At 63.9% G+C, this 24,227-nt stretch carries 25 protein-coding genes and 1 riboswitch; of the genes, 15 read left to right on the forward strand and 10 right to left on the reverse strand.

Translation table 11 applies throughout. The features are described 5' to 3' along the window. Positions 1-81 precede the first annotated feature (81 nt). Positions 82-144, forward strand: a riboswitch (guanidine-III (ykkC-III) riboswitch). 12 nt (positions 145-156) lie between these two features. The 6 genes from BH93_RS22150 (at position 157) to BH93_RS22175 (ending at position 6,608) form a co-directional block, all read left to right on the forward strand. Beyond that, positions 157-471: a DMT family transporter gene (locus tag BH93_RS22150; RefSeq protein WP_032376326.1), complete on the forward strand. Its 315-nt coding sequence runs from the start codon at positions 157-159 to the stop codon at positions 469-471. 32 nt (positions 472-503) lie between these two features. Then, positions 504-1,307 (forward strand): hypothetical protein, encoded by an 804-nt coding sequence (locus BH93_RS22155; RefSeq protein ID WP_032376325.1) that lies wholly within the window; start codon positions 504-506, stop codon positions 1,305-1,307. Between the two features lie 194 nt (positions 1,308-1,501). Next, on the forward strand, positions 1,502-2,638 hold the full coding sequence (chvE, locus tag BH93_RS22160) for a multiple monosaccharide ABC transporter substrate-binding protein (RefSeq protein WP_032405722.1): 1,137 nt from the start codon (positions 1,502-1,504) through the stop codon (positions 2,636-2,638). Positions 2,639-2,646: 8 nt separating this feature from the next. Beyond that, complete coding sequence (gene mmsA, locus BH93_RS22165) at positions 2,647-4,185, forward strand: multiple monosaccharide ABC transporter ATP-binding protein (protein ID WP_037173579.1); 1,539 nt, start codon at positions 2,647-2,649, stop codon at positions 4,183-4,185. After that, positions 4,182-5,510, forward strand: coding sequence for a multiple monosaccharide ABC transporter permease (mmsB, locus tag BH93_RS22170; RefSeq protein WP_037173303.1), 1,329 nt, complete (start codon positions 4,182-4,184; stop codon positions 5,508-5,510). The genes mmsA and mmsB overlap by 4 nt, the downstream gene beginning before the upstream one ends. Positions 5,511-5,585: 75 nt before the next feature. Continuing rightward, the gene (locus tag BH93_RS22175; RefSeq protein WP_037173304.1) at positions 5,586-6,608 is read left to right on the forward strand and encodes a LacI family DNA-binding transcriptional regulator; all 1,023 of its coding nucleotides are present in this window, start codon (positions 5,586-5,588) and stop codon (positions 6,606-6,608) included. Here the strand turns inward: BH93_RS22175 and BH93_RS22180 are convergent. Both BH93_RS22180 and BH93_RS22185 read right to left on the reverse strand, forming a co-directional pair. Next, positions 6,602-7,255, reverse strand: a complete 654-nt coding sequence (locus BH93_RS22180; RefSeq protein WP_037173306.1) for a hypothetical protein — start codon at positions 7,253-7,255, stop codon at positions 6,602-6,604. The genes BH93_RS22175 and BH93_RS22180 overlap by 7 nt on opposite strands. Then, positions 7,252-7,647, reverse strand: coding sequence for a hypothetical protein (locus BH93_RS22185; RefSeq protein WP_037173307.1), 396 nt, complete (start codon positions 7,645-7,647; stop codon positions 7,252-7,254). The genes BH93_RS22180 and BH93_RS22185 overlap by 4 nt, the downstream gene beginning before the upstream one ends. A gap of 72 nt (positions 7,648-7,719) precedes the next feature. Here BH93_RS22185 and BH93_RS22190 point away from each other — a divergent pair, with 72 nt between their 5' ends. Beyond that, entirely contained in the window at positions 7,720-8,916 is a 1,197-nt protein-coding gene (locus BH93_RS22190; RefSeq protein ID WP_037173309.1) for a PEP/pyruvate-binding domain-containing protein, read from the forward strand. Beyond that, a complete protein-coding gene (locus BH93_RS22195; protein ID WP_037173310.1) occupies positions 8,913-9,524 on the forward strand; it encodes a histidine phosphatase family protein in 612 nt (203 codons plus the stop codon). The genes BH93_RS22190 and BH93_RS22195 overlap by 4 nt, the downstream gene beginning before the upstream one ends. Positions 9,525-9,566: 42 nt before the next feature. Here BH93_RS22195 and BH93_RS22200 read toward each other — a convergent pair whose 3' ends face one another. Further along, positions 9,567-11,051, reverse strand: a complete 1,485-nt coding sequence (locus tag BH93_RS22200) for a PucR family transcriptional regulator (RefSeq protein WP_242459034.1) — start codon at positions 11,049-11,051, stop codon at positions 9,567-9,569. A 186-nt stretch (positions 11,052-11,237) separates the two neighbouring features. Between BH93_RS22200 and pruA the strand changes: the two genes are divergently transcribed. The 3 genes from pruA (at position 11,238) to BH93_RS22215 (ending at position 14,213) form a co-directional block, all read left to right on the forward strand. Further along, on the forward strand, positions 11,238-12,887 hold the full coding sequence (pruA, locus tag BH93_RS22205) for an L-glutamate gamma-semialdehyde dehydrogenase (RefSeq protein WP_037173315.1): 1,650 nt from the start codon (positions 11,238-11,240) through the stop codon (positions 12,885-12,887). Then, positions 12,884-13,828 (forward strand): proline dehydrogenase family protein, encoded by a 945-nt coding sequence (locus BH93_RS22210; RefSeq protein ID WP_037173316.1) that lies wholly within the window; start codon positions 12,884-12,886, stop codon positions 13,826-13,828. Before pruA ends, BH93_RS22210 begins: the two co-directional genes overlap by 4 nt. A 196-nt stretch (positions 13,829-14,024) precedes the next feature. Next, positions 14,025-14,213 carry a hypothetical protein gene (locus BH93_RS22215; RefSeq protein ID WP_037173318.1) on the forward strand — a complete coding sequence of 63 codons (189 nt, stop codon included), beginning with the start codon at positions 14,025-14,027 and terminating at the stop codon, positions 14,211-14,213. A 185-nt stretch (positions 14,214-14,398) separates the two neighbouring features. Here the strand turns inward: BH93_RS22215 and BH93_RS22220 are convergent, their stop codons facing one another. Beyond that, positions 14,399-14,797 carry an STAS domain-containing protein gene (locus BH93_RS22220; RefSeq protein WP_052065043.1) on the reverse strand — a complete coding sequence of 133 codons (399 nt, stop codon included), beginning with the start codon at positions 14,795-14,797 and terminating at the stop codon, positions 14,399-14,401. A gap of 216 nt (positions 14,798-15,013) precedes the next feature. Continuing rightward, on the reverse strand, positions 15,014-15,493 hold the full coding sequence (locus BH93_RS22225) for a MarR family winged helix-turn-helix transcriptional regulator (RefSeq protein ID WP_037154039.1): 480 nt from the start codon (positions 15,491-15,493) through the stop codon (positions 15,014-15,016). 148 nt (positions 15,494-15,641) lie between these two features. Here BH93_RS22225 and BH93_RS22230 point away from each other — a divergent pair, with 148 nt between their 5' ends. Continuing rightward, positions 15,642-17,705, forward strand: a complete 2,064-nt coding sequence (locus BH93_RS22230) for an MMPL family transporter (RefSeq protein WP_242459253.1) — start codon at positions 15,642-15,644, stop codon at positions 17,703-17,705. Then, complete coding sequence (locus tag BH93_RS22235; protein ID WP_052065044.1) at positions 17,705-18,334, forward strand: lipocalin family protein; 630 nt, start codon at positions 17,705-17,707, stop codon at positions 18,332-18,334. The genes BH93_RS22230 and BH93_RS22235 overlap by 1 nt, the downstream gene beginning before the upstream one ends. Before the next feature lie 82 nt (positions 18,335-18,416). Here the strand turns inward: BH93_RS22235 and BH93_RS22240 are convergent, their stop codons facing one another. Further along, positions 18,417-19,034, reverse strand: coding sequence for an FKBP-type peptidyl-prolyl cis-trans isomerase (locus tag BH93_RS22240; protein ID WP_094702739.1), 618 nt, complete (start codon positions 19,032-19,034; stop codon positions 18,417-18,419). A 34-nt stretch (positions 19,035-19,068) separates the two neighbouring features. Next, positions 19,069-19,923, reverse strand: coding sequence for an SDR family oxidoreductase (locus BH93_RS22245; RefSeq protein ID WP_037172590.1), 855 nt, complete (start codon positions 19,921-19,923; stop codon positions 19,069-19,071). A gap of 120 nt (positions 19,924-20,043) precedes the next feature. Here BH93_RS22245 and BH93_RS22250 point away from each other — a divergent pair, with 120 nt between their 5' ends. Then, positions 20,044-20,418, forward strand: coding sequence for a winged helix-turn-helix transcriptional regulator (locus BH93_RS22250; protein ID WP_032405713.1), 375 nt, complete (start codon positions 20,044-20,046; stop codon positions 20,416-20,418). Here BH93_RS22250 and BH93_RS22255 read toward each other — a convergent pair whose 3' ends face one another. After that, positions 20,419-20,769 carry a VOC family protein gene (locus BH93_RS22255; protein WP_037172591.1) on the reverse strand — a complete coding sequence of 117 codons (351 nt, stop codon included), beginning with the start codon at positions 20,767-20,769 and terminating at the stop codon, positions 20,419-20,421. Positions 20,770-20,975: 206 nt separating this feature from the next. Here BH93_RS22255 and BH93_RS22260 point away from each other — a divergent pair, with 206 nt between their 5' ends. Continuing rightward, positions 20,976-21,455, forward strand: coding sequence for a DUF6764 family protein (locus tag BH93_RS22260; RefSeq protein WP_032405711.1), 480 nt, complete (start codon positions 20,976-20,978; stop codon positions 21,453-21,455). A gap of 315 nt (positions 21,456-21,770) precedes the next feature. Here the strand turns inward: BH93_RS22260 and BH93_RS22265 are convergent, their stop codons facing one another. Together BH93_RS22265 and BH93_RS22270 are read right to left on the reverse strand one after the other, a co-directional pair. Continuing rightward, positions 21,771-22,790 (reverse strand): hemolysin family protein, encoded by a 1,020-nt coding sequence (locus tag BH93_RS22265; protein WP_037172592.1) that lies wholly within the window; start codon positions 22,788-22,790, stop codon positions 21,771-21,773. After that, entirely contained in the window at positions 22,787-24,193 is a 1,407-nt protein-coding gene (locus BH93_RS22270; protein WP_037172594.1) for a hemolysin family protein, read from the reverse strand. The genes BH93_RS22265 and BH93_RS22270 overlap by 4 nt, the downstream gene beginning before the upstream one ends. Between the last annotated feature and the right edge of the window lie 34 nt (positions 24,194-24,227).

Genomic DNA, 24,227 nt, shown 5'->3' on the forward strand with positions numbered 1-24,227 from the left:
TGAGGTTCCTGTGAGAGGACGTGCGCACGCCGGCACCGACCGCCATTTCGTGGCCATCACCCGTCAGAATTGGTACGATCGTACAAGTCACTTCCGACAATCGGACGAGCGCACCGTACCCGAACAGCGACAAGACGGTGCAAGGAGTGATTTCTCATGGCTTGGCTCATTCTCGTCGTCTCCGGTGTTCTCGAAGCGATCTGGGCAACCGCGCTCGGCAAGTCCGAGGGCTTCACCAAACTCGGACCGTCCGCCGTCTTCGGGGTCGCGGTGGTGCTCAGCATGATCGGTCTCGCAATCGCGATGCGGTCGTTGCCCACCGGAACCGCCTACGCCGTCTGGGTAGGAATCGGTGCCACCCTCACCGTCACCTACGCCATGATCACCGGCGAAGAAGCTGCATCACTGCTCAAGGTCGCGCTTCTGGTCGGCATCGTCGGATGTGTCGTGGGACTGAAGGTTCTTCACTGATTTTCCGAGCTACGAGCAGTTACAGTAAAACGATGAACTGGGTGTCTGCGATCACACTGCCCGCGCGCGCCGGAATTGCCATTGCCGAACAGGCGATCGGCGTCGCCGAGGTCGCGCTGGCAACCACCCGAATGGCGCTGGCCACCGGCGCGTCCGGCACCGCAGGAGTGGCCTCGCTCGCCAATCCGCGCGGCGGCACGATGCAACTGCTCGCCCAGCTCGGTCAGCTCACCTCCGACGACCGCGCCCTGGGCAATGCCCTCAAGGAAGGCGGGCCACTGGATCGCCTGCTCGCCCAGGGTGGCGTCGTCGATCGCCTCACGTCCGAGGACGGCACCCTCGAGCGCCTGTTGTCTCCGGGCGGACCCGTCGAACGCATTCTCGCTCCCGGCGGACCCCTGGATCGCCTGCTGGCCGAGGACGGGCCCCTCGAACGACTGCTGGCCGAAGGCGGTCTGCTCGATCGCATCACCGCCACCAACGGTCCGCTCGAACGACTGACGGCCACGGACGGTCCCCTCGAGGTGCTCACACGTCAGGACGGCCTGATCGAGCGCGCCATTGCCGAAGACGGCATCCTCGAGACGCTGCTCGCCGAGGACGGTCCGATCGAGAGATTGACGGCCAAGGGCGGCCCACTCGACCAACTGGTCAAGCTCTCCGAGACATTGACGTCCGTGGCTCCCAACATCGAGCGCATGAGCATCTCGATCGACATCCTGCAGGATTCCGTCGAGATCCTGTCGGCGGCGGTGCACCCGCTCGGCGAGCTCGTCGGCCGGTTGCCGGGGCGCTGGCTCAAGAGCGGCAAGCAGTCGGTGCACGAACTGCACTGACCTGTTCGACGGGTGCTCCCGCCATTCTTCGAGGCATCGGATGTTAGCGCTCACACCGCTCACGCGGGTGCAAAAAAGAAATCTTTGACAATGCCGATGTTATCGCTCACACTTTCGTTTTGATGTGATGCGAACCACACGGGACACCCCGACGGCCCCGCTTCACGGTCTACTCCACAACGCAGGGAGAAACGATGAAGTTTCGACACCTATCCATGGCCGCGGCTGCGGTGGCACTCACCCTCACGCTCGGCGCGTGCGGGTCGAGCACCAAGACCGCAGACGAGGCTCCGGCCGAAGGCGGCAGCACCGCCGGAGCCCTGATCGGCGTCACGATGCCGACGAAGTCCTCGGCTCGATGGATCGCCGACGGCGACAACCTCAAGAGTGCACTCGAGGGTCAGGGCTACAAGGTCGATCTGCAGTACGCCGAGAACGACATTCCCACTCAGGTGAATCAGATCGAGAACCAGATCACCCAGGGCGCAAAGCTTCTCATCGTGGCCTCCGTGGACGGCACTGCCATCACCACCCAGCTGCAGGAAGCCAAGGACAACGGCATCGGCGTCATCGCCTACGACCGCCTCATTCGTAACTCGCCCAATGTCGACTACTACGCGACGTTCGACAACTACAAGGTCGGCGTCGATCAGGCCACGTCGCTTCTCGTCGGTCTCGGTCTGAAGAACGAGGACGGCACCGACAAGGCCGACGCGCCCGCAGGCCCGTTGAACATCGAGGTCTTCGCCGGTTCGCCGGACGACAACAACGCCACCTTCTTCTTCGACGGTGCCATGGAAACCCTGAAGCCGTACCTGGACAAGGGAACTCTGAAGATCGGCAGTGGCGAGTCCGATTTCGAGACGGCTGCAACACTGCGCTGGGATCCGGCCACCGCCCAGAAGCGCATGGAGGATCTGCTCACCAAGACGTATTCCTCGGGCCAGAAGGTTCAGGGCGTGCTCTCGCCGTACGACGGCCTGTCCATCGGCATCCTCTCCGCACTCAAGAGCAACGGATACGGCACGGCAGGTCAGCCCTACCCGATCGTCACCGGGCAGGACGCCGAGGTGCCGTCCGTGAAGTCCATCATCGCCGACGAGCAGTACTCGACGATCTACAAGGACACCCGTCAACTGGCCGAGGTCACGATCCAGATGGCTCAGGCGATGCTCAACGGTCAGACTCCCGAGACCAACAACACCACCGATTACGACAACGGTGACAAGGTCGTTCCCGCGTACCTGCTGCAGCCCGAGATCGTCTACAAGGACAACTACGAGAAGCTGCTCGTCGAGGGTGGCTACTACACCGAGGATCAGTTGAAGTGAGTTCGGCGATGACGAGCCCGATTTTGGAGATGCGCGGCATCACCAAGACCTTTCCCGGTGTCAAGGCGCTACAGGATGTCACTCTCTCGGTGAATCGCGGCGAAATCCACGCGATCTGCGGTGAGAACGGAGCAGGCAAGTCGACGCTCATGAAGGTGTTGTCGGGTGTGTACCCACACGACACGTTCGACGGCGACATCGTGTTCGACGGTCGGGCGTGCGAGTTCTCCGACATCCGAAGCAGCGAAGCCGAGGGCATCGTCATCATCCATCAGGAACTCGCACTGAGTCCGCATCTCTCGATCGCCGAGAACATCTTTCTCGGCAACGAGCGGTCGAAGCGCGGGTTCATCGACTGGAACCGAACCAATTCCGAGGCCGCAGCCCTACTGAAGAGGGTAGGGCTGCGGGAAAACCCCGTCAGCGTCGTGAGTGACCTCGGTGTCGGCAAGCAGCAGCTCGTCGAGATCGCCAAGGCATTGTCCAAGGACGTGACCCTGCTGATTCTCGACGAACCCACTGCGGCACTGAACGATTCCGATTCGGCTCATCTCCTCGACCTTCTCCGTGGTCTCCGAGACGAGGGCATCACGTGCGTGATCATCTCGCACAAGCTCAACGAGATCGCGGCCGTTGCCGACCGAACCACGATCATCCGTGACGGCCGGACCATCAAGACGCTGGATATGCGAGACCCGGATGTCACCGAGGATCGCATCATCTCGCTCATGGTCGGCCGCGATCTCGAGCACCGGTTTCCCCCTCACGAATCGACTGTGGGAGAGGAAGTTCTGCGCATCGAGGACTGGACCGTGCACAGTCCGACCCAGCAGGGCCGAACCGTCGTCGACAAGGCGAACCTCACGCTGCGGCGAGGTGAGATCGTCGGTCTTGCCGGGTTGATGGGTGCCGGCCGCACCGAGTTGGCCATGAGCGTCTTCGGCCGGAGCTACGGTATCGACATCTCTGGTCGGCTGTACAAGTACGGCAAGGAAATACACGTCAAATCGGTCAACGATGCCATCCGTCACGGCATCGCCTACGCCACCGAGGACCGAAAACGGTACGGCCTCAATCTGATCGACGACATCAAACGCAACATTTCCACCGCGGCGCTGGACAAACTGGTGACGGGAGGCTTCGTCGACGACAACCAGGAGTTCAAAGTCGCCGAGGGCTTCCGTAAGAGCATGAACATCAAGGCACCGAACGTCTCCGCCGTGGTCGGCAAACTCTCCGGTGGTAATCAGCAGAAAGTCGTGCTGAGCAAATGGATCTTCAGCGATCCGGATGTGCTCATTCTCGACGAACCGACGCGAGGAATCGACGTCGGCGCAAAATTCGAAATCTATTCGATCATCAACGATCTCGCCGATGCCGGCAAGGCGGTGCTGGTGATCTCCTCCGAGCTCCCCGAACTGCTCGGGCTGTGCGATCGGATCTACGCACTGTCCGCAGGCCACATCACCGGTGAGGTCACTCGCGAGGACGCGACCCAGGAATCGCTCATGCATCTCATGACCCGTGGAACAGGAGTACTTCGATGAATCAGTTGTCGACCGTGCGGGGGTTGCTCACGCGCAACCTTCGCCAGAGCGGAATCTTCATCGCCTTCGCGCTGATCATCGTGCTGTTCACCGTACTGACGGGCGGTCAGCTTCTGGTGCCGCAGAACATCAGCAACATGGTGGTGCAGAATTCGTACATTCTCATCCTGGCCATCGGCATGGTGGTCATCATCATCGCCGGCCATATCGACCTGTCCGTCGGATCGGTCGTGGCGGCCACCGGTGCCATTGCCGGTGTCCTCATGGTTCAACAGAACGTGCCGTGGCCACTGGCAGTGCTGATCACGTTGATCGTCGGCGGCTTGATCGGTGCATGGCAGGGCTATTGGGTCGCATACTTCGGCATTCCTGCGTTCATCGTCACCCTCGCAGGCATGCTCGTCTTCCGCGCGGTCACACTCATCGTTCTCGGCAACCAGGGCATCGGGCCGTTCCCCGGACCGGTGCGCACCTTGTCGAACGGCTTTCTGCCCGGTTTCATGGGCAATGTGGGACTGGGACCACTGGGTGGGGCAGACATCTTCACGTTGCTCGTCGCGATCCTCGCGGTCGCTGGAATCGTGTTCAGCCAGTGGCGTTCTCGAACGGGTCGGCAGAAGTACGGCCAGACCGTGGACGCGATGCCGCTGTTCCTGATCAAGATGACGTTCGCCGCCGCTCTCGTACTCGCCATCGCGGTGCAGTTGGCTCGGTTCAAGAACCTCCCGTACGTACTCATCCTCCTGGCCGTGCTGGTGATGGGGTACTCCACCCTCGCAGGCAAGACGGTCTTCGGTCGGCACGTCTACGCCATCGGCGGAAACATCCATGCCGCGTCGCTGTCCGGCATCAAGGTCAAGCCGGTGACCTTCTGGATCTTCGTCAACATGGGTGTGCTGTCGGCCCTGGCCGGAATCATCTTCGCCGGTCGCCTCAATCAGGCGGGCCCCACCGCAGGCAACGGCTTCGAGCTCGACGCCATCGCGGCAGCATTCATCGGCGGCGCAGCAGTGCAGGGCGGCGTGGGCCGCATCGTCGGCGCGCTCACCGGCGGGCTGATCATCGCCGTCATCAACAGTGGAATGTCGCTCATCGGCTCACCCAGCGAGCGAGTGCAATTGGTCAAGGGCCTGGTTCTGCTGGCCGCTGTGGCGTTCGACATCTGGACCAAGCGTCGCGCAGCGAGCGGTAAGGGCGGTAAGGGAGACTTGGCCAAGTCACCCACCAGTTATCTGGGCGTGCCCGTGCCGGCCGAGATGTTCTCCCCCGGCCAACCGGGAGAGACCGCACCGCCGACGTCAGCGTCGATGACGAAGACGACGTGAGCGGTACGGTCTCGAGCGGTGCGGGACCGGACATGCTGTGATTGTCCTCGACGACGCAAGAGGAGCTGCAGAAAGATGACACCGACCCGCGGACCGGCCATGACCGATGTCGCCCGGCTCGCCGGGGTGTCCCATCAGACCGTCTCTCGCGTCATCAACGGTCACCCCAACGTGACCGAGGCAACGAGAACCAGGGTGCATCAAGCGATCTCGGAGCTCGGCTATCGCCCCAACCCTGCCGCCCGCGCTCTGGTCACCGGCCGTAGCAGCACCATCGGCATCGTCGGAACCGGTAATGCTCTCTACGGTCCGGTGTCGACGCTCTACAGCATCGAATCCGCAGCGAGACAGGCAGGCTACTCCGTCGTGGTCGGCGTTCCCACGTCGTTCGACGAGTCGGCGATCATCACCTGCGTCCGCCGGTTGCAGAAGCAAGGCGTGGACGGCGTCGTCGTCATCGCACCACTGAGAACCGATGGCGGCGACATCGCCGAGCTGGCCCGCGAACTTCCGCTGGTGGCCGTCGAAGGTTCTCCCGCAGGCGATCTGGCCGTGGTCTCGGTCGATCAGATCGCCGGAGCGCGGGCTGCCACCGCACATCTGCTCGGCCTCGGGCACAGTGCGGTGTGGCACGTTGCAGGACCGCTCGGGTGGTACGAGGCCACCGACCGCGTGACCGGATGGCGGCTGGCCCACGAGGATGCCGGCATCGAACCGCCTCCCACCCTCAGCGGCGACTGGACTGCGAGATCGGGGTTCTCCGCCGGAAGCGATCTGGCCAGAACCGCAGGCGTGACCGCAGTGTTCGCCGGCAACGACGCCATGGCCCTCGGGATACTTCGGGCACTCGAGGTACAGGGCAAACGAGTACCGCAGGACGTCAGCATCATCGGATTCGACGACGTTCCCGACGCGGAATTCTTCTCCCCTCCGCTGACGACGATCCGCCAGGAATTCAGCGAGGTGGGCGTCCGAAGCGTCGAAATCCTGCTGAACCAGATCGATACCGGGAACCGAAGCACCCGACGCTCGAGCATCGAGCCGAGCCTGGTGATCAGGTCCAGCACCGGTCCCCCACATGCCCCTACGAATCACTGACTGTCGTCGATACCTGATTCCGATCGGCGATCTATCCCGAGTGTCGCGATGAGGTCTTCGTGTAGCTCGAACCAGACCTTGTGGCAGGAGTCGACGTCGGTACGGTCGACCCAATTGTGTTCCCCAGCGCGCGCGAGTCTCGATGCAGCACCGAATCGACTGTCGTAGCCGGCGAATCGTGCGAAAGCCGAACTCAGTTGGTCGACAAGCGGACTCAGGGCATCGCCGATGGACGCCAACTCGTCGAGGATCCTCTGATCCCACACCCGGTCACTGTGGTCGTTGACGGTGAGCCTGTTCGTGTCCGTGGGCCGCAATTGCCAATCGGTACATGCACGCAACAGCCGTTCGTTCAGCGGCAAGAAGCTCCGATAGACGCTCCGCACCACGTCGGTCCGGCCCGTCGCCTCGCGCTCCTCGCGAAGTTGGTGTTCGTTCACGGTCCTACCCAATTCCGTGAGAGACCAACCACGCACGTCCGCGAACTCGCCGCGTTGGATCCATCCGCACGCCTGCGCGTCGAGAAGGAGTTCTTCCGCCTGCGCGGTGTCGACCCCGAAACGATGTGCAATCACAGGGGTGTCGGCGAACCCGAGTATGCGAACAGAATGCAAGACCAGAAGCTCGGGAGACGAAGTGGCAGTCATGAATCGGCAGCGTCGCGTGCAGTGAGTCGCGTGTAGTGCTGCTGGCATGCTTGCTTCGAGTTGAATCCCATTGCTTCTGCGATGTGCGCCCACGTCAGACCGGCGCTGCGGGCAGCGAACAGCAGACCTGATTCGAGACCTTCGACTTCCGCGCGGGCGGCGGGCAGAAGGTTCAGGGCGCTGACGAGGGCGTCCGGAGCGAGCTCGGCCGAACGCCACAGAGCGAAGTGCGCGAGGTCGACCGCAGTCGGCGGAGCAGGCGCAGGACGCCACGGGCGGGCGTCCAGATCGCCCGCACCGAGGCCCAGAAGATGCTGGGTTGCCTGCTGTTCGCGCTCGGCATCCAGGTGCGTTCGATTCGACGATGTCGCGACTTCACGCTTGCGTTCCATGGTCGAAGCCTGCAATATCGGGACAAAGCTGTCAACATTTTGTTGAAGCCAGTCGGTTGAAGGGTAGTCGAGATGCTCGTGAAACTCGGAGACGCAACGTTCTCGAGCTGCGGAGGAAAAGCCCATGCGCTGGGAATCCTTCTTCGGGCGAATTATCCTGTGCCGGATGGCGTTGTGGTTCCGTTCCATACGTACCGGGCAGCGACAGGCGATCGCCCCGGAGTGACGATGTCGTTGCGCAACGACATCGCCGACTGGCTCGAAGGATTCGGCGATGCTCCGCTGGCGGTGCGCTCATCGGCCGACAGCGAGGACGGTTCGGCAGCATCGGCTGCGGGCCAGCACGACAGCGTCCTGGGGGTTCAGGGCATCGACTCGATCATGAACGCGGTGCAGTCCTGCTGGACGTCTTTGCATTCCGAGCGTGCCGTCGGCTACCGCGAGAATCTATCTCGAATTCAGTCTGCCTCGCCCCAGCAGGGCGCAATGGCGGTCATCGTTCAGCGGCTCGTCGACGCCGACATCTCGGGGGTCATGTTCACCCCGTCGACACCGGGCGGAGACACCGAGATCGAAGCAGCGTGGGGACTCGGTCTTTCGGTCGTCGGCGGAACTGTCACCCCCGACCGGTACAGCATCGGTGATGACGGGACCACCGCCTCGGTCGTCGCGGACAAGCGGACCCGAATGGATCGCCGCCAGAACACAGTGTTCACCAGCGACGTCGCGCCTTCGGACCGCACCAGGTCGACACTCGACGACCGGGCCGCGGTACGGCTCGCCGAGCTCGGAGGAGAGATCGCTGCCAGTCTCGGCGGACCGCAGGACATCGAATGGTCCATCGCAGAAGGTCGAATCTGGATTCTGCAAGCCAGGCCGATCACAGCTGCTCTACCGAGCCACCACACAATGCCCCATACCGCCACTGCCGATGGACGATTCGATTCCTCCACAATTCTCATCGGTACACCGGGTAGCGGCGGACACGCGACGGGAACCGCACGAATTATCCGTGGCCCAAGCGATTTCGGCCGAGTACGTCGCGGCGACATCCTGGTGTGCCCTTACACCGATCCCGCCTGGACGCCCCTGCTGCGAGCGGCCAAGGGCGTTGTGACCGAAACCGGGGGCGTACTGTCCCATGCCGCGATCGTCGCCCGTGAACTACGAATTCCAGCGGTCCTCGGAGTTGCGAACGCAACGGATCGATTGCGCGACAACAAGATCGTCCGTATCGACGGGCAGGAAGGAACGATCACCACCACATGACAACTCGATACGTGTACTTGGCTCGTCACGGAGACGCCGACGCCTTCGGAAGACTCACCGATGTCGGTCGCGAACAAGCCGGCCTCCTCGGTGAGCGCCTCGGACACATCCCGCTCGACGTCGTCTGGCATTCCCCACTGCCACGCGCAGTGGACACAGCACATGAGATCGTGAGACACCGCCGGTCTCACACCCCCGTCATCGAATCCGACGAACTGATCGACAACGTCCCCTATGTGCCAACACCGAACGAGACACCCCCGTCGTGGATTCCGTTCTTCGACGGCTGGGACGCCGACGACGCACTGAGCGGTGCCGACACAGCCGATCACATGATCAGGCGCTTCGCCGCGACGCCCGATTCAGCCGAGCCGAGGAACGACACCCACGAGCTGCTCGTCACCCACGCGTACCCGATTGCGTGGTTCATCCGGCACGCTCTCGACGCGCCGCGCGTTCGGTGGCTCGGCATCGACAGCGCAAACACCGCACTGACCGTCATCGAATACCGGACAGGACTACCGCCGAGCGTCGTCATGTTCAACGATATGAGCCACCTGCCACGACAACTACAGTGGACCGGGTTCCCGACTTCCATCCGCCCTTGAGCGGAACCCGTTGTCCCGCAGGCTCACTCCCTATCCTCTCGCTCACATACGGAGCTGTATTTCCACCAACAGACGCGCATCGGAATCGGTCAGATCGAGTTCCAGGATCTGCTCGACGCGGCGAATGCGGTAGCGCAGGGTATTCGGGTGGACATGCAAGCGATCGGCCGCGGACCGAACGTCACCGAAGCACGTCAGGTACGTCTCCAGGCTCTCGCGCATCCGGGAGTCGTTGGATGCGTCGTATCGGTCGAGCTCGGCAATACGCGGGTCACGGAGTTGGTCGTGATTGCCGATCAGTTCGAGAATTTCTCCCAGCAGCACCGAGGTTCTCGATTCCTCCAGCGTGGTGACGCGAACCTCGCCGGTGGTGCCGTCGAGCACCCGATCCACCTCGAATCTGGCGACGGCCACACTTTCGAGGTCGGCAATGGGGGCCGCCACCGCCGCGCGCAGAGCCAGCGAGGTTCGCCTCTCGATTCGGCCCACGGCATCGGCGGCCCACCCCGAAATCCCCGTGCCCGACGCCACCCCGGGAAACAGTGCGTAGATTCTCTCGCCGATGATGGTGACCAGAGAATCACGTCGAAAGGCGCTGGCGTGCAGCCTGATCGCCGGGGCCAGTGCGCCGATGTCGAATTCTCCGCACGACGCGAATCCCACGACCGCCGACGATCCGGTGGCGGGAATCGACAGCGCGGATGCCAGCGACGGGACGTCCACTCCGCCCCCTCTGGCCCCGAGCAGTCGTTGGATCTGCAGGGTCTCGTTGGTCGGGGCGTTCGCGATGCGAGTGATCAAACGTGCCGCGACAGCCGAAGCTCCCCGGAGCACACCGTCGGCCTCGTCGGCGAGCGGAATGGCACCCTCCTGCACCCAGATGGTTCCGAGAGTTGTCGGGCTACCGGATATTCGGCGTATCCCCACCGCGAGGCGTCGTCGAATTCCGAGTTCGTGATCGGCCGGTACGTCGATGACGTCGTCGGTGCGCCGAAGACGATCGAACACACCACGCTCGTGCAGCCCCCGCAAGTAGTCGGCCGGGCCTTCGCGCCCGAGGATCGACAGCGTTCTCAACTCGTCGGCTGCGTCGTCCGATGCCGAGTACGCCAACACGTGTGAGCGCTCGTCCTCGATACTCACCATGCCCTTCGTCAGCGACGCCACCGTCTGCGCAAGTTCGTACAGATCGGTGTCGGCTCCGAAGGTCCCGTCGTCCGGACTGTGCGTCCGCACCTGGTCGAGAACTCCCCGCGTCATCGACAGCAGCAGCTCCCAGCGTGTCTGTCGGTGTACGGCAACCAAGGCGATACCGGTCTCGCGCGCACCATGGGTCAGTGCAGCCGAGTCGGCCACCTTGGTCAACACCGCACGCGGTCTGTCGGCCGCGGCACGCAGAGCAAGATCGTCGATCCACCGCACCACGTCGGCCTCGGTCACCCCCACCAGCAACGTCACATCGGCGGACGCCCCCGGCGGCAGGCGTAGGTCGTCGGCGTCGAGCAACGCAACGGACTCGACCGTCATGTCGATCCCTACGGGCGCGACCACGAGTTCCACAACAGCGCTGTGCAGAGATGTCAGTAGCGATCGTAGAGAAACGGCATTGGCCATACGGACAAGTAGACCACGGATTCTTTGGCCGATGAGCTGATTGAACGGCCCCCGAATCGGACTTCAATGGCCACCACACAGCAAAGACGAGGAGCAGCCATGGACGCCGTCACATCAGTTCCCACCCCCACCAACGAGCCGGTCAACACCTACGCGCCGGGGAGCGCCGAACGTGCCCGCCTACGAACCCGCCTGACCGAGCTCAGGACATCGCCCGTCGAGATCCACCAGGTCATCGGCGGCGTCCACCGCGTCGCCGACGGCACTGTCGAAAATGTCGTCGAGCCCCACCGGCATGCGTCGATCATCGGCAGCTTCGCCGGTGCCGGCCACCAGGATGTTCGCGACGCCATCGATGCCGCGACTGCTGCGGCCCCGATGTGGCGCGATCTCCCGTTCGACGAGCGCGCCGCCGTCTTCCTACGAGCAGCGGATCTACTGTCCGGGCCCTGGCGCGAAAGGATCGCTGCTGCAACGATGCTCGGCCAGTCCAAGTCGGCCTATCAGGCCGAGATCGACGCACCGTGCGAGCTGATCGACTTCTGGCGATTCAACGTGACCTTCGCCCGGCAGATACTTGCCGAGCAGCCGGTATCGGCACCGGGAGTGTGGAATCGCGTCGAATACCGTCCGCTCGAGGGCTTCGTCTATGCCATCACCCCGTTCAATTTCACCGCCATTGCGGGCAACCTGCCCACCGCGCCTGCGCTGATGGGCAATACCGTGCTGTGGAAGCCCTCCCCCACCCAGGCCGTGGCCGCATACCTGACGCTGCAGCTCCTCGAAGCGGCCGGCTTGCCACCGGGTGTGATCAACCTGGTCCTCGGCGACGGACCGATGGTGTCCGAAGTGGCCCTTGCCGATCCACGACTCGCGGGCATCCACTTCACCGGATCCACCGCGACGTTCCAGACGCTGTGGCGCGAGGTGGGAAACAACATCTCGAACTACCACACGTACCCCCGGCTGGTCGGCGAGACCGGCGGCAAGGACTTCATCGTCGCGCACAGCTCCGCCGATCCGGAAGTGTTGACCACGGCCATGATTCGTGGTGCCTTCGATTTCCAGGGACAGAAGTGCTCGGCCGCTTCCCGGGCCTTCGTTCCGAAATCTGTGTGGGCTGCGATGGGCGAGACGTTCATCGAGCAGGTGTCGGCGCTGAAGTACGGCGACGTGACCGACCTGTCGAACTACGGCGGAGCCGTCATCGACCGAAAGGCGTTCGACCGCAACGCAGCTGCACTCGATCGAGCGAAATCCGTGCCCAGCCTGACCATCGCCGCCGGCGGAACCTGCGACGATTCCGAGGGCTACTTCGTCTCCCCCACCGTTCTCCTCGGCGACGACCCGACCGACGAGGCCTTCACCACCGAGTACTTCGGGCCCATCCTGGCCGTGCACGTCTACGACGACAGCAAGCCCGACGCCTACGCCGACACACTGCGCGCCGTCGACACCGGATCCAAGTACGCGCTGACCGGTGCGGTCATCGCCACCGACCGCACTGCCGTCGAACAGGCCCATACCGCACTACGATTCGCAGCCGGAAACTTCTACGTCAACGACAAGCCGACCGGCGCAGTGGTGGGCCAGCAACCGTTCGGCGGAGCCCGAGCGTCGGGAACGAACGACAAAGCCGGTTCACCGCAGAACCTGCTGCGCTGGACCTCTGCCCGCACCGTGAAGGAAACGTTCGTCCCGCCGACCACCCACGGCTACCCACATCAGGAAGGCGAGGGCACGCGATGACCACCCTGCTGAACAATCCCCTCCGGCCGGCGCTGCTGGCGGCCGCTCGATCGCCCAAACTGCAGGCGACGGTGACGCGAATGCGTGCCACTCGCGCTCTCGTCGACCGCTTCGTGGCCGGGGAATCGGAGCCCGCGGCCGTCACCGCTGTCGACACCCTGCTGGACTCGGGTCGGTTCGTGTCCGTGGACTATCTCGGTGAGGACACCACCGACCGAGCTCAGGCGAGCGCCACCGTCGAGTCGTATCTGTCTCTGATAGAGCGCTTTTCGTCTCGGCGGAGCAACACCAACGCGCTGGAGGTCTCACTCAAACTCTCGGCTCTCGGTCAAGGAATCGATCGGACCCTGGCGCTGGAGAACGCCAGGACGATCTGCACGGCTGCCGCTGCGGCCGGGGTACGGGTGACGGTCGATGCCGAGGACCACACGACCACCGATTCGACACTGTCGATCGTGCGTGAGCTCCGCGTCGACTTTCCCGATCTGGGCACGGTGCTGCAGGCGTACCTGAGGCGAACCGAAGCGGACTGCGCGGAATTGTCCGGACCGAGATCACGGATACGACTCTGCAAGGGGGCGTACAACGAACCGTCGTCGGTCGCGTTTCAGGGTGCACGGGAGGTGTCCGACTCCTACCTCCGGTGCCTGAAGATCCTGATGGACGGTCGCGGCTATCCGATGGTCGCTTCGCACGACCCGGAAATGATCGAGGCGGCCGAGACATTCGCGGCGGCCGCGGGGAGGTCGTCCGAGGACTTCGAGTTCCAAATGCTCTACGGCATCCGCGATCAGGAACAGCGGCGGCTCGTCGACGCCGATCGACACGTTCGGGTGTACGTGCCGTACGGAGAGCAGTGGTACGGCTACTTCATGCGCAGGTTGGCCGAGCGCCCCGCCAACCTGATGTTCTTCGCGCGATCGCTTCTCTCGCGCAAGTAGAGGGTTCACCGAAGTACTCGATTCTCGCAAACGCGCGCGCGGTTGCCAGATGCGCGCAGAATCTCATCGTTTTCGAGGCGATTTCGCGCGCCTTCGACGAACGCGCGCGCGTTTGCGGATTCCAGCAGCCGACCGCCGCTTCCCCTCGGCGTGCCGACGTGGATTAGGTTGCGCGACATCGGGGCATCCCGACGTCATGGCAAACTACAGAGTTATCGATCCGCACGGAACCGTCGTCGACACCAAGGACATCTCAAGTTCCGAGGATGCGCATTCCTGGTTCAAGGACAGCCGCGCAGACAACGAAGAGTTGGGCTGGCGACTGGAAGTGGAGCACGACGGCGAGTGGGCGTTCTTCAGCGACTCCGATGGAACCAAAGACTAGTTCGTTTGGGCTGAAACACATTCGGACGATCCTGCGCCTCGGCCACGCCGTCGGTCAGGGTCGTCCGTTCTGTGAATCGAGGTTCTGTGAGTCGAGGTTGTGTAATCGAGGGCAGAACCAACAGTGGGCAGCCCCTATACAGGAGCTGCCCACCTCTTGTCGCGGCGATTATCGCCGGAGTACTTCTAGTCGCTCGAAGGACGAGACGTCGGGACAGTGGCCTCGAGGTCTGCGACCTGGAGCAAACGCGAGACCGAACGTCCTGCGACGATCGACCATGATGCACCGATGCCGGCCGTGTACTCGCGGACTGCATCGAAAACTGTGAGACCTGCGATGCCGAAGAAACCGACATCGGACAGGTCGAGGGTGACGTGCCGTTTGCTGGACACGCGGCTGCAGACGAAATCGGAGAACATCGGCGCGCTGCGCATGTCGATGTCGCCGTGGACGGCGACGACGAGTGAGCCGTCGGGGCCGTCGTGCGCGGTGAAGATTGCTCCGGTTGCTGCGACGGACACGGACTTCTCCGCGACAGTCACCGGGGTGGTTCGAACTTTGTTGCCTGAAGATTCAACACTCATGGCAGATCCCATCGATCGGTCGAACTGAGGGGGAAACCGATTGACGCAGCGGGAGCAGAATAATGCCTGACCCGGACGCCGACTTCGCTGCGTTTCCCCGTGACCGGCTGTTAGCTCAACCTCGGCCAACCTTACGGCACTCGCAGGCTCGGAGTCCAGCATCGGCTCGAGCAGGCCGCCCACCAGCGGTTCGAACATCGCACCCGGGCACGCGCCCTACGCTCGACTGCTGTTACCCAGGTCGGCGTGGTGTTCACGCATGGCACCGATGAGCGATTCGAACACCCGATGCGCGGCGGCCAGATCGGCATCGGGAAGGTCTGCCAGTGCGGCGCTGGTCCGCATTCCCAGGGGTCCGAAGAAGCCGCGAGCGACCTCCATCCCGTGCTCGTCGTACCGCAGAATCACTTTGCGTCTGTCGGATGCATCCGATTCGCGTCGTATGTGACCCGAAGCGATCATGCGCTCGACGAGATAGGTCATGGCCGCAGAAGAGAGCCCCAACATCGTGCCGAGTTCACCTGCAGTGAGCGGCGCGCCCTCCACGTCCGCGACCATCACATGCAGCAGGGCACGAAAGTCGTTGGGCCGCAGGCTGTGTAGGGCCCCGAAAACCTGACCGATCTGCTCGGAGACCGAAGAAAGCGCTCGGAGATCCGCAGATATTGCGGATTCGAGGTGGTTTCGGTCGGTCATGTCGGTGGTAACTCCTTCGCTGCGGTCAACGTCAGACTACTGCCCGCAACAGATTCAGTTGCTTAATATCTAAGTAAATGAGATTGTTTTGAGCGTGGACAGCACACGAACCGAGAACAACGCCGCGTGGGACCGCATCGCCGCGGCGGTGACGCACCGTCGATCATGGGCAATTGCACTCGCGATCCTCATTCTTTCGGCCGCCGTGATGGGGCTCGTCGGAAGCAACGATTCGGCCGGTCAGTCACCCAATTCGCTGCCGACCTCTGCCGAGTCCTACCAGGTGGACCAGCTTCTGGCCGAGTTTCCGGACTCCGACACCGCCCCTGTGATCCTGGTTCTGAGCCGGACCGACGGCACAGACCTGACCCCGGCCGATATCGAGGCCGCCGCCGCTGCAAAGAACAGGTTGCTGGCCGTCGACCGTTCGGTGCCCGACGCGCCGGGACCCCCTCCGATCGTGGCACCCGACGGCAAGGCCGCGATCGCTCTCGTCCAGGTCGATTCCGAGCTGTCGGGCTTCACGCTGAACGAACTGATCACCGAGTTGCGGTCCGCCGCGACCGACGGCCTCGCACCGGACCTGCGCGCTCAGGTCACCGGCGGCCCCGCTTTCGGTGCCGACATTGCGAACTCGTTCTCCGGAGCCAACTTCACCTTGCTCGCGGTCACCGCGCTCGTGGTGGCAGTCCTTCTGATCGTCACGTACCGGTCACCCATCCTGTGGTTGGTGCCGCTGTTGGTCATCGGTTTTGCAGACCGGTTCGCCACTACCGTCGGCACTGCCCTGGCCGAGGTCACCGGTCTCTCGTTCGACGGTTCGACCTCGGGAATCACCAGCGTGCTGGTGTTCGGTGCCGGAACGAACTATGCGCTGCTGTTGATCTCTCGCTACCGCGAGGAATTGCGTCGCGAGTCCGACCACCGCCTCGCCCTTCACCAGGCCGTCCGGCAGGCCGGGCCCGCCATCATCGCCAGCAATGCCACCGTCGTACTGGCACTGCTGACTTTGCTCCTCGCAATCCTGCCGAGCACCCGCAGCCTGGGAGCGCTGGCCGCAGCCGGACTCGTCGTCGCAGCGGTGTTCGTCCTGTTCGTGCTGCCGCCACTGCTGGCGCTGTGCGGCCCGAAGCTGTTCTGGCCGTTCGTCCCCAAGCAATCGGATCGAGACACCACCACCGAGGGCGTGTGGCATTCGATCGCAGCAGGTGTCTCGCGACAGCCGGTGGCAACGGCCTCGGTCACCATCGTCGCGCTACTGGCGTGCTGTGCGGCACTGTTCGGCACTCAGATCGGCCTCTCGCAGACCGAGCAGTTCCGTGTCACCGCCGAATCCGTCGAAGGATTCGACACTCTCTCGCAACACTTTCCGGCCGGCTCGGCCGATCCGACGACGATTCTCGCGCCCACCTCGAGCATCGATGAGGTCATCGGCATCGTGGAGGGCATCGATGGAGTCGTCTCGGTCGATCGCGTCGCAGATTCCGGTACCGGACTGACCCGCCTGTCGGTGGTCACCGATGCGGCTCCCGCGTCCGAAAATTCCTTCACCGTGATCGAAAGTCTCCGCTCCGCACTCTCCGGAGTGGACGGAGCGCAGGTCGGTGGCAGCGACGCCAAGGCACTCGACACCACCGACGCCGCAGCTCGTGACCGTCTCGTGGTCATTCCCGCGATCCTCGCGGTGGTGCTCGCCGTACTTCTGATACTGCTTCGAGCGGTTGTTGCACCGCTGATCCTGGTCGCGACAACGGTATTGAGCGCAGTGGCCGCCATCGGTATCGGCAGCTGGGTGAGCCTGCACATCTTCGGGTTCCCCGCGCTCGACGACAACACCCCGCTGTTCGCGTTCCTGTTCCTCGTTGCCCTGGGAGTGGACTACACGATCTTCCTCGTCACGCGCACCCGCGAGGAAACGCCGCGGCACGGTACAAGGGCTGCCATCGTACGGGCAGTGTCGGCCACCGGTGGTGTCATCACCAGCGCGGGAATCGTTCTGGCAGCGGTCTTCTGCGTACTCGGCGTCCTGCCGCTCATCACACTCACCCAACTGGGCATCATCGTCGGTCTCGGCATTCTGCTCGATACCTTCGTGGTGCGCACCGTCGTCATCCCCGCCCTGTTCACCCTCATCGGCCCGAGAATCTGGTGGCCGAACAGAATCGATTCCAGCGAGATCGCAACCACAACCGCAACACAAGGAGCGAATTGATGAATATCCGTACCGCACTGGGCCGCACCGCAATTGCCGGAGTAGTGGCCGCAGGTGCCCTGCTCGCCGCGGCCCCGGCGCAGGCGCAACCGGTCGGCCCTCTCGGATCGGTCGGCCTCGAGCCATTGGCTCCGATCCCGTCACTCGATGTCGAGCGTTACCTGGGCACCTGGAACCAGGTTGCCGCGGTGCCGCAGCCGTTCAACCTGATCTGCGCCCGCGACACCCAGGCGAACTACCAGATGATCGACGAATCCAACATTCGCGTCGAGAACACCTGCACCACCTGGACGGGCCAGGAAAACCGCATCGTCGGCAACGCTCGGGTCAACGACACGGTCACCAAAGCCCAACTGCACGTGAGCTTCCCGGGAGTACCCACGCAGGAAAGCCAGGAGGGGCCGACCAACTACATCGTGGCCTACATCGCCGACGACTACTCGTGGGCGTTCGTCGGAAGCCCCACCCGCACGTCCGGATTCGTGCTCAAGCGCACGCCCGACGTCAGCGTCGAGCAGTTCCGCGAGATCCGCAGCGTCGTCGAATCGCTGGGGTACGACTCGAACTTCATCACCACGACCCCCACCCCGGGCGGCGCGACCACGATTCAGCAGCTCTCGACCGTGTAGTGCGGCGGAGCTTCGCCCCCTCGTGCGCGTTTTGCGTAGTCAGAGCTACGCAAAACGCGCACGAGGGGGGGCGAAGCCGCACTCAGCTCGCGGACAGGATCGCGATCGCGAAGATCAAGCTGTCTCCCGGCTCGATTCCGGCCGCCGGCTGGCCGCTCGGGTAACCGTCGGCCGACGTGACCGCCACGGCGACCGTCGAGCCGACGGTCTGCCCGGCGATTGCCTTCTGGAAGCCCGCCACCACACCGTTCAGCGGGAAATCGACCGGTGCGCCGCGCTCGTAGCTGCTGTCGAACGTCGATCCGTCGCGTCCGTTGACGCCCAGGTAGCACACGGATACCTCGGCGTCGTCCGCGACGACCGGACCGTCACCGACCGTCAGTGTCTTCACCTGTGTCTCGGCGACGCTGAACGGGGCCTCGACCGTGACCGCGGGTGCCGCGGTGTCCGTGGATCCGACGACGGCGATGCTGCCGGTATCCCCGGCCAGCGTCCACTCGGGGGTTGCGGCCGAGTCGGGGGCTGCCGTGGGGCATGTGCCGGCCGATGCTGCCTCGGCCGAGGCGGACGCAGAGGCGGACGTCGTCGACGCCGGGGACGAGCTGTCCGTATCCGAACTGCACGCACCCGTCAGGAGAACGAGCGATGCGGAGGCGGCCAGGAACAGGGTGCGGGTCTTCGTCTGATTCACCGCGCCCACGCTACAAGTAGCGGCGCAGTCCCCGGCACATCCATCACATCGCGGCGCGGAGCACCTCGGCCACCGGAGTGGATGCTCGACCGATAAGGGCCTGCATGTCACCGGAGTCGGTATCGAGTTCGCCTCGCGAGATGCCGGCGTCGGCACTGGCGAGCATGGTCGCCACAAAATCGGGCAGACCGGCACCCTCGAGAATTGCGGCGTACTCGGACTCCGGCACATCCTTGTAGACCACCGGCTTGCCGGAAACATCACCGATGACAGCGGCCAGATCGGCGTAGGTCAGATGCTCGTCGCCGCCGAGCTCGTAGATCTTGCCGCCCTGATCGTCCATGGTCAGCACCGCGGCAGCCGCGTCGGCATAGTCCGCGCGCGATGCTGCCGCGATCTTGCCGTTCCCCGCTGCGCCGAGCAGAACCCCACCCTCGACGGTCTGGGCGAGCGAGCCGAGGTAGTTCTCCCAGTACCAACCGTTGCGCAGGAAGACCGCGGGGATCGCCGACGCGGTGAGTCGCTCCTCGGTCGCCTTGTGTTCGGGGGCCAGGCTCACTCCTGACGTGTCGGCGGCGAGCAAGCTGGTGTACGCGATCAGGCTCACCCCGGCCGCCTCTGCAGCGTCGATCACGTTGTTGTGCTGCGCAATTCGCTGTCCGACCTCGGATCCCGAAATCAGCAGCACCTTGTCCACGCCTGCGAATGCAGATGTCAGAGCGGCAGTGTCGCTGTAGTCGGCAACCCGAATCACGACGCCGCGTTCGGCCAGCTGCGCGGCCTTGTCTGCGTTACGGACGACGGCAACGATATCGCCGGGTGCGACGCCGCGTGTGATGAGTGCGTCGACGACGAGTCCGCCGAGGTTGCCCGTTGCTCCGGTTACTGCTGTGGTCATGCCGACTCCTGCGTGTCTCGGGGTTGAGGTTTCAAGTTCCACCTCATCATGCACTTACTTTTCGTGCAGTGCAACTGCGATCGTAATCGCTGATGTTTCAGCATGCGCTAGCATTGCCATATGCCCGATGCCGCCGAATCCCTCGAAGCGTCCGTCTTCGCGCGGGACTGCGCGTCGCGACAGACTCTGCAGAACGCCACGAGCAGGTGGGGAGTCCTGGCCCTGGCGGCACTCACCGAAGGCGACTATCGCTTCAACGCATTGCGCCGACGCGTCGACGGCGTCAGTGAACGCATGCTGTCGCAGACCTTGCAGACGCTGGAGCGTGACGGACTCGTGGTACGGACGGTGCAGGGGACCATCCCACCCAAGGTGGAGTACAGCCTCACCCCGCTGGGGCGCGACGTCGGCACCCGCTTGAGCGACCTCATCGAACTCATCGAGGGCAACATGCCGCTCGTCCTCGAATCACGCACCCAGCACGACGCTCGCTGATCAGCTGGGCGGAGTCACCAGGCACCACTCGTTGCCCTCGGGGTCGAGGAGCACCTGAAAGGATCCGGCCGCGTCGGAGTGCCGGTCGCCGAGCACTGTCGCGCCCAGCGCTACCGCCTCCTCGACGGCCCTGTCGATGCTGGGTACGTCGACGTCGAGATGAAGCCGGTTCTTGCCGGACTTTCCCTCGGGAACTCGCTGAAACGCCAGCCGAGTGAACCCTGGGACATCGACGAAATGCCACGAGTCGTCGCGCATGGCAGGCCGACCACCGAGTATGTCGGCCCAGAACTGTGCCAGCAACGCCGGCTCCGTGCAGTCGAAAACGACCTCGTCGATGCGTCCGATCATGAGGCAATCGTAGGTAGAGACCGCGCTGCACGTCGCGTTGTCTCGGCGTTACCCTACCGAGACGTTTTCGAGATGTCGACGAACCCGCACCGCGCTCGGGTGGGTCGAGACTCGACGTCAGGGAGTCGGGTCCCAGCAACACCGGCCCAGCGACCATCACGCTCGGCGCACCGGTGCCGACGCATCGATCTCGGGAGGCATTCACCATGTTCCACACCAAGAGAATTCTCGGCGGAGCGGCAGCATTCGGATTCGCCTGTACCTTCGCAGCCCTGGTGCCCGGCACGGCATCGGCAGCACCGGTCGCCTGCACCACAGCGCCAGGAGGTGCCGACATCGCTGCGCTCGTCGGAGGATCACAGTGCGACAGCTCCGCAGACGGCGCCAGTGCGGCCGCAGGATTCGGCCTCGAGGGCTGGGGGTCGGCGGAGGCAATGAACAATGCGGCGGCTCTGGCGCTCGGTCTGAACGGCGGAACTGCCGTCAGCAACGGCAGTTTCGGCGGCGCGCCTGCGGCGATCGCCTTCGGCCCCGGGGCGGTCGCGCAGAACACCGCCGCCGGTCTCGGACTCTCCATCGCAGTGGCCGCACCGGGCTCGACCATCACGCTCACCCCCGAGGGCGCAGTGTGCAACGGTGCCGGAATCGCGGGCAGCTTCACCACGCTTCAGGGCTGCATCGGCTGACACGTTCCGAGCAACGCACGCGAGTAGGCGATATGGATGCCACCGAAGGCCGGGTCATCTACAGTCTCAATGACCTACAAGTCTCGGTATGCGAGTCGGCAACGACCCGCTGAACAAGGAGTTCGACGGCAATGATGTCCTACCTGCTCTACGACGTGCTGCTCCCCCAACTCGGCCACGACGTCGCGTCGTACTGGGCACACCTGCTGGTCGTCGCCCCGGTCTGATTCGCTTCGGACACGACGTATAGACAAGTCGTCCCCGATCGGCCGTGTAGGCCGGTCGGGGATGACTCGTTCGAATGCCGGAATCGAATCAGACGGGTTCGGGCAGAAGCCGCGTCAGCACATCGGACAGTGTCACCACGCCGATCGTCCGCGCGGTGTCACCCACCCCGACCGAAGCATCCACCACCAGCGCCAGATGGTGCCGGGTCTCGCGCATCGACGCGAGCGCCACGTACACCGGAGTGGTGGACTCCAGGGTGTACGCAGGTCGCGTGATCTCGGAAAGATTCGCAGGTTCGGTCAACGTGTCCCGCACGTGTACAACACCTTTCACCACGTCCTCGTCGCTGACGAGGATGCGCAGATGTCCACTGATCCGGGACGCCTCCCGCACGTCGTCGATCGAGGCCGACGACGACACCGAGGTCGGCGTGCCGCTCCCGGCAACCAGATCGCCGACGGTGAGATCCTGCAGTTCCAACGCTCCCGAAATTTGAGCCTGGTAGCTGGCGTCGAGTGCACCGACGTTCACCGAGTGCTCGACGAGCTGGCGGAGATCGTCTGCGTTCTGCCCGGACCCCACCTGGTCGGCCGGCTCCACGCCGACCTTGCGCAGGCACCAGTTGGCCATGTTGTTCAAAATCGTGAGCGCGGGCCGAGTGACGAACATGAATCCACGCATGGGAAGCGCGAGCATCGTGGCCGACTTCTCCGGATGCGCGATCGCCCACGACTTGGGGGCCATCTCGCCGACAACCAAGTGTAGGAACGTGACGACGATCAGCGCGAGGACGAATCCCAGCACGTCGGCGAACCAATACGGCAGGCCGATGCCCTCGAACAGCGGTGTGAGCCAGTAGTGCACCGCCGGTTTGGTCGTCGCACCGAGGGCGAGGGTGCACACAGTGATACCGAGCTGCGAGCCGGCGAGCAGCACCGTCAGCTCCGAGGAGCTGCGCAGCGCGGCCCGAGCGGATCGCGAGTTCGGTGCAGCATCTTCGAGGCGATGCCGCTTGGCCGCGAGTAGAGCGAACTCGACCGCGACGAAGAAGGCGCTCGCAGCGATGAGACCGATGGTGACGGCCAGAAAGACCCAGAGGTTGCTCATCGGTGTGCACCTGCAATGTCGGACTCGGCCGAATTCTCGTCGTGCTCGGTTGCCCGCTCGTCGATGGTGAGGGTCAGTAGTGACGGCACGTGACTGTCGATCTCCTGCACCTCGATCGTGACGAAACGAATCGGCGTCTCGTCGTCGTTGGCCAGATCCGCGTTGTCCGGCGGGAGATCCACCTCTATGCGGGTACCGACGTCGGGCAGCGAACCATGGTGCGCGATGGCGAATCCGGCGATCGTTTCGTAGTCACCGTCGGGCAGATCCACCCCGATCGCGCGTTCTACCTCGTCGACGTGCACCTCCCCCGCCATCGTCCAGCTGCCGTCGTCGGCGCTGACCGGGCTCGGGTCGAGTACGCCGTCGTCGTGCTCGTCGGTGATTTCACCGACGAGTTCCTCGGCCAGGTCCTCGATGGTGATGACGCCGGTGAGGCCGCCGTATTCGTCGATGACACAGGCCAATTGGTTCCGAGTCGCCCGCAGCTCGCGCATCGCGTCGGGCAGGCTCTGCAGTTCGGGCAGAATCAATGCATCGCGGGTAAGTCCGGAGATCGGAGTCGCATCGGGCTCCGAGGAGGCCAGCACGTCGTGCAGGTGCACGACGCCGACGATTCCGTCGTCCTCGTCGAGCACCGGATACCGGGAATGCTCCTGTCCCATCAGCGCTTTCACCTCACCGAGGGTGTCGGTGTCGCGCACGGTTGCAGCTCGTGAACGCGGAATCATCGCATGTTCGACGGTGCGCGTCGGGAAGTCGAGAATGCGATCGAGAAGAGTCGACAGTTCCTCGGGCAGGTCGCCGGTTTCGCGGGAATCCGAGACGATGTGCTCGAGGTCGCGCGGATTCGCCGAATGCTCCACGTCGTGCACGGGTTCGATCTTCAGCGCCTTGAGCAGCAAATTCGACGACTGATCGAAAATGGTGATCAACCAGCCGAAGAGCTTGAGGTAGATGGTCGTCGAGAGCGAGAGCCATCGGGCCACCGGCTCCGGGCGAGCGATGGCGAAGTTCTTCGGGAAGAGTTCGCCGAAGAGCATCTGCACGAACGTCGCGAAGGTGATCGCCAGAACGGCCCCCAGTCCGACACCGACTGCCGTCGGAACACCGACGCCGCCCAGTATCGCGCCGAACGACTGACCGATCAGCGGTTCGGCGACGTAGCCGACCAGCAGGCCGGTGACGGTGATGCCCAGCTGCGCACCCGAGAGCATGAACGATGTGCGCTTGGTGACGGTCAACGTACGAGCTGCGACGGCGTCACCGGCCTCGGCACGCGCCTTGAGCCGGGACCGGTCGACGGTCATGTACGCGAATTCCTGAGCTACGAAGTAGCCGGTTGCGACGGTGATGAGAAAAACGACGAGCAGGCCGAGTAGAAGAGTGAGCAGAACGCTCATTCGCCGGACACCGCCTCGCACGTAGTAGCTGTGG

This window comes from Rhodococcoides fascians A25f, assembly GCF_000760935.2.
Taxonomy (GTDB): domain Bacteria; phylum Actinomycetota; class Actinomycetes; order Mycobacteriales; family Mycobacteriaceae; genus Rhodococcoides.

Excerpts from the sequence above, each read along its gene's own strand:
- BH93_RS22200 (WP_242459034.1), bottom strand. The coding sequence starts at position 11,051 with ATGACGGTCGAGTCCGTTGCGTTGCTCGACGCCGACGACCTACGCCTG.
- BH93_RS22175 (WP_037173304.1), top strand. The coding sequence starts at position 5,586 with ATGACACCGACCCGCGGACCGGCCATGACCGATGTCGCCCGGCTCGCC.
- BH93_RS22155 (WP_032376325.1), top strand. The coding sequence starts at position 504 with ATGAACTGGGTGTCTGCGATCACACTGCCCGCGCGCGCCGGAATTGCC.
- BH93_RS22185 (WP_037173307.1), bottom strand. The coding sequence starts at position 7,647 with ATGGAACGCAAGCGTGAAGTCGCGACATCGTCGAATCGAACGCACCTG.
- pruA (WP_037173315.1), top strand. The coding sequence starts at position 11,238 with ATGGACGCCGTCACATCAGTTCCCACCCCCACCAACGAGCCGGTCAAC.
- BH93_RS22150 (WP_032376326.1), top strand. The coding sequence starts at position 157 with ATGGCTTGGCTCATTCTCGTCGTCTCCGGTGTTCTCGAAGCGATCTGG.
- BH93_RS22190 (WP_037173309.1), top strand. The coding sequence starts at position 7,720 with ATGCTCGTGAAACTCGGAGACGCAACGTTCTCGAGCTGCGGAGGAAAA.
- BH93_RS22270 (WP_037172594.1), bottom strand. The coding sequence starts at position 24,193 with ATGAGCGTTCTGCTCACTCTTCTACTCGGCCTGCTCGTCGTTTTTCTC.
- BH93_RS22215 (WP_037173318.1), top strand. The coding sequence starts at position 14,025 with ATGGCAAACTACAGAGTTATCGATCCGCACGGAACCGTCGTCGACACC.
- BH93_RS22220 (WP_052065043.1), bottom strand. The coding sequence starts at position 14,797 with ATGAGTGTTGAATCTTCAGGCAACAAAGTTCGAACCACCCCGGTGACT.
- BH93_RS22180 (WP_037173306.1), bottom strand. The coding sequence starts at position 7,255 with ATGACTGCCACTTCGTCTCCCGAGCTTCTGGTCTTGCATTCTGTTCGC.
- chvE (WP_032405722.1), top strand. The coding sequence starts at position 1,502 with ATGAAGTTTCGACACCTATCCATGGCCGCGGCTGCGGTGGCACTCACC.
- BH93_RS22245 (WP_037172590.1), bottom strand. The coding sequence starts at position 19,923 with ATGACCACAGCAGTAACCGGAGCAACGGGCAACCTCGGCGGACTCGTC.
- mmsB (WP_037173303.1), top strand. The coding sequence starts at position 4,182 with ATGAATCAGTTGTCGACCGTGCGGGGGTTGCTCACGCGCAACCTTCGC.
- BH93_RS22235 (WP_052065044.1), top strand. The coding sequence starts at position 17,705 with ATGAATATCCGTACCGCACTGGGCCGCACCGCAATTGCCGGAGTAGTG.
- BH93_RS22225 (WP_037154039.1), bottom strand. The coding sequence starts at position 15,493 with ATGACCGACCGAAACCACCTCGAATCCGCAATATCTGCGGATCTCCGA.
- BH93_RS22255 (WP_037172591.1), bottom strand. The coding sequence starts at position 20,769 with ATGATCGGACGCATCGACGAGGTCGTTTTCGACTGCACGGAGCCGGCG.
- BH93_RS22210 (WP_037173316.1), top strand. The coding sequence starts at position 12,884 with ATGACCACCCTGCTGAACAATCCCCTCCGGCCGGCGCTGCTGGCGGCC.
- BH93_RS22265 (WP_037172592.1), bottom strand. The coding sequence starts at position 22,790 with ATGAGCAACCTCTGGGTCTTTCTGGCCGTCACCATCGGTCTCATCGCT.
- mmsA (WP_037173579.1), top strand. The coding sequence starts at position 2,647 with ATGACGAGCCCGATTTTGGAGATGCGCGGCATCACCAAGACCTTTCCC.
- BH93_RS22195 (WP_037173310.1), top strand. The coding sequence starts at position 8,913 with ATGACAACTCGATACGTGTACTTGGCTCGTCACGGAGACGCCGACGCC.
- BH93_RS22260 (WP_032405711.1), top strand. The coding sequence starts at position 20,976 with ATGTTCCACACCAAGAGAATTCTCGGCGGAGCGGCAGCATTCGGATTC.
- BH93_RS22250 (WP_032405713.1), top strand. The coding sequence starts at position 20,044 with ATGCCCGATGCCGCCGAATCCCTCGAAGCGTCCGTCTTCGCGCGGGAC.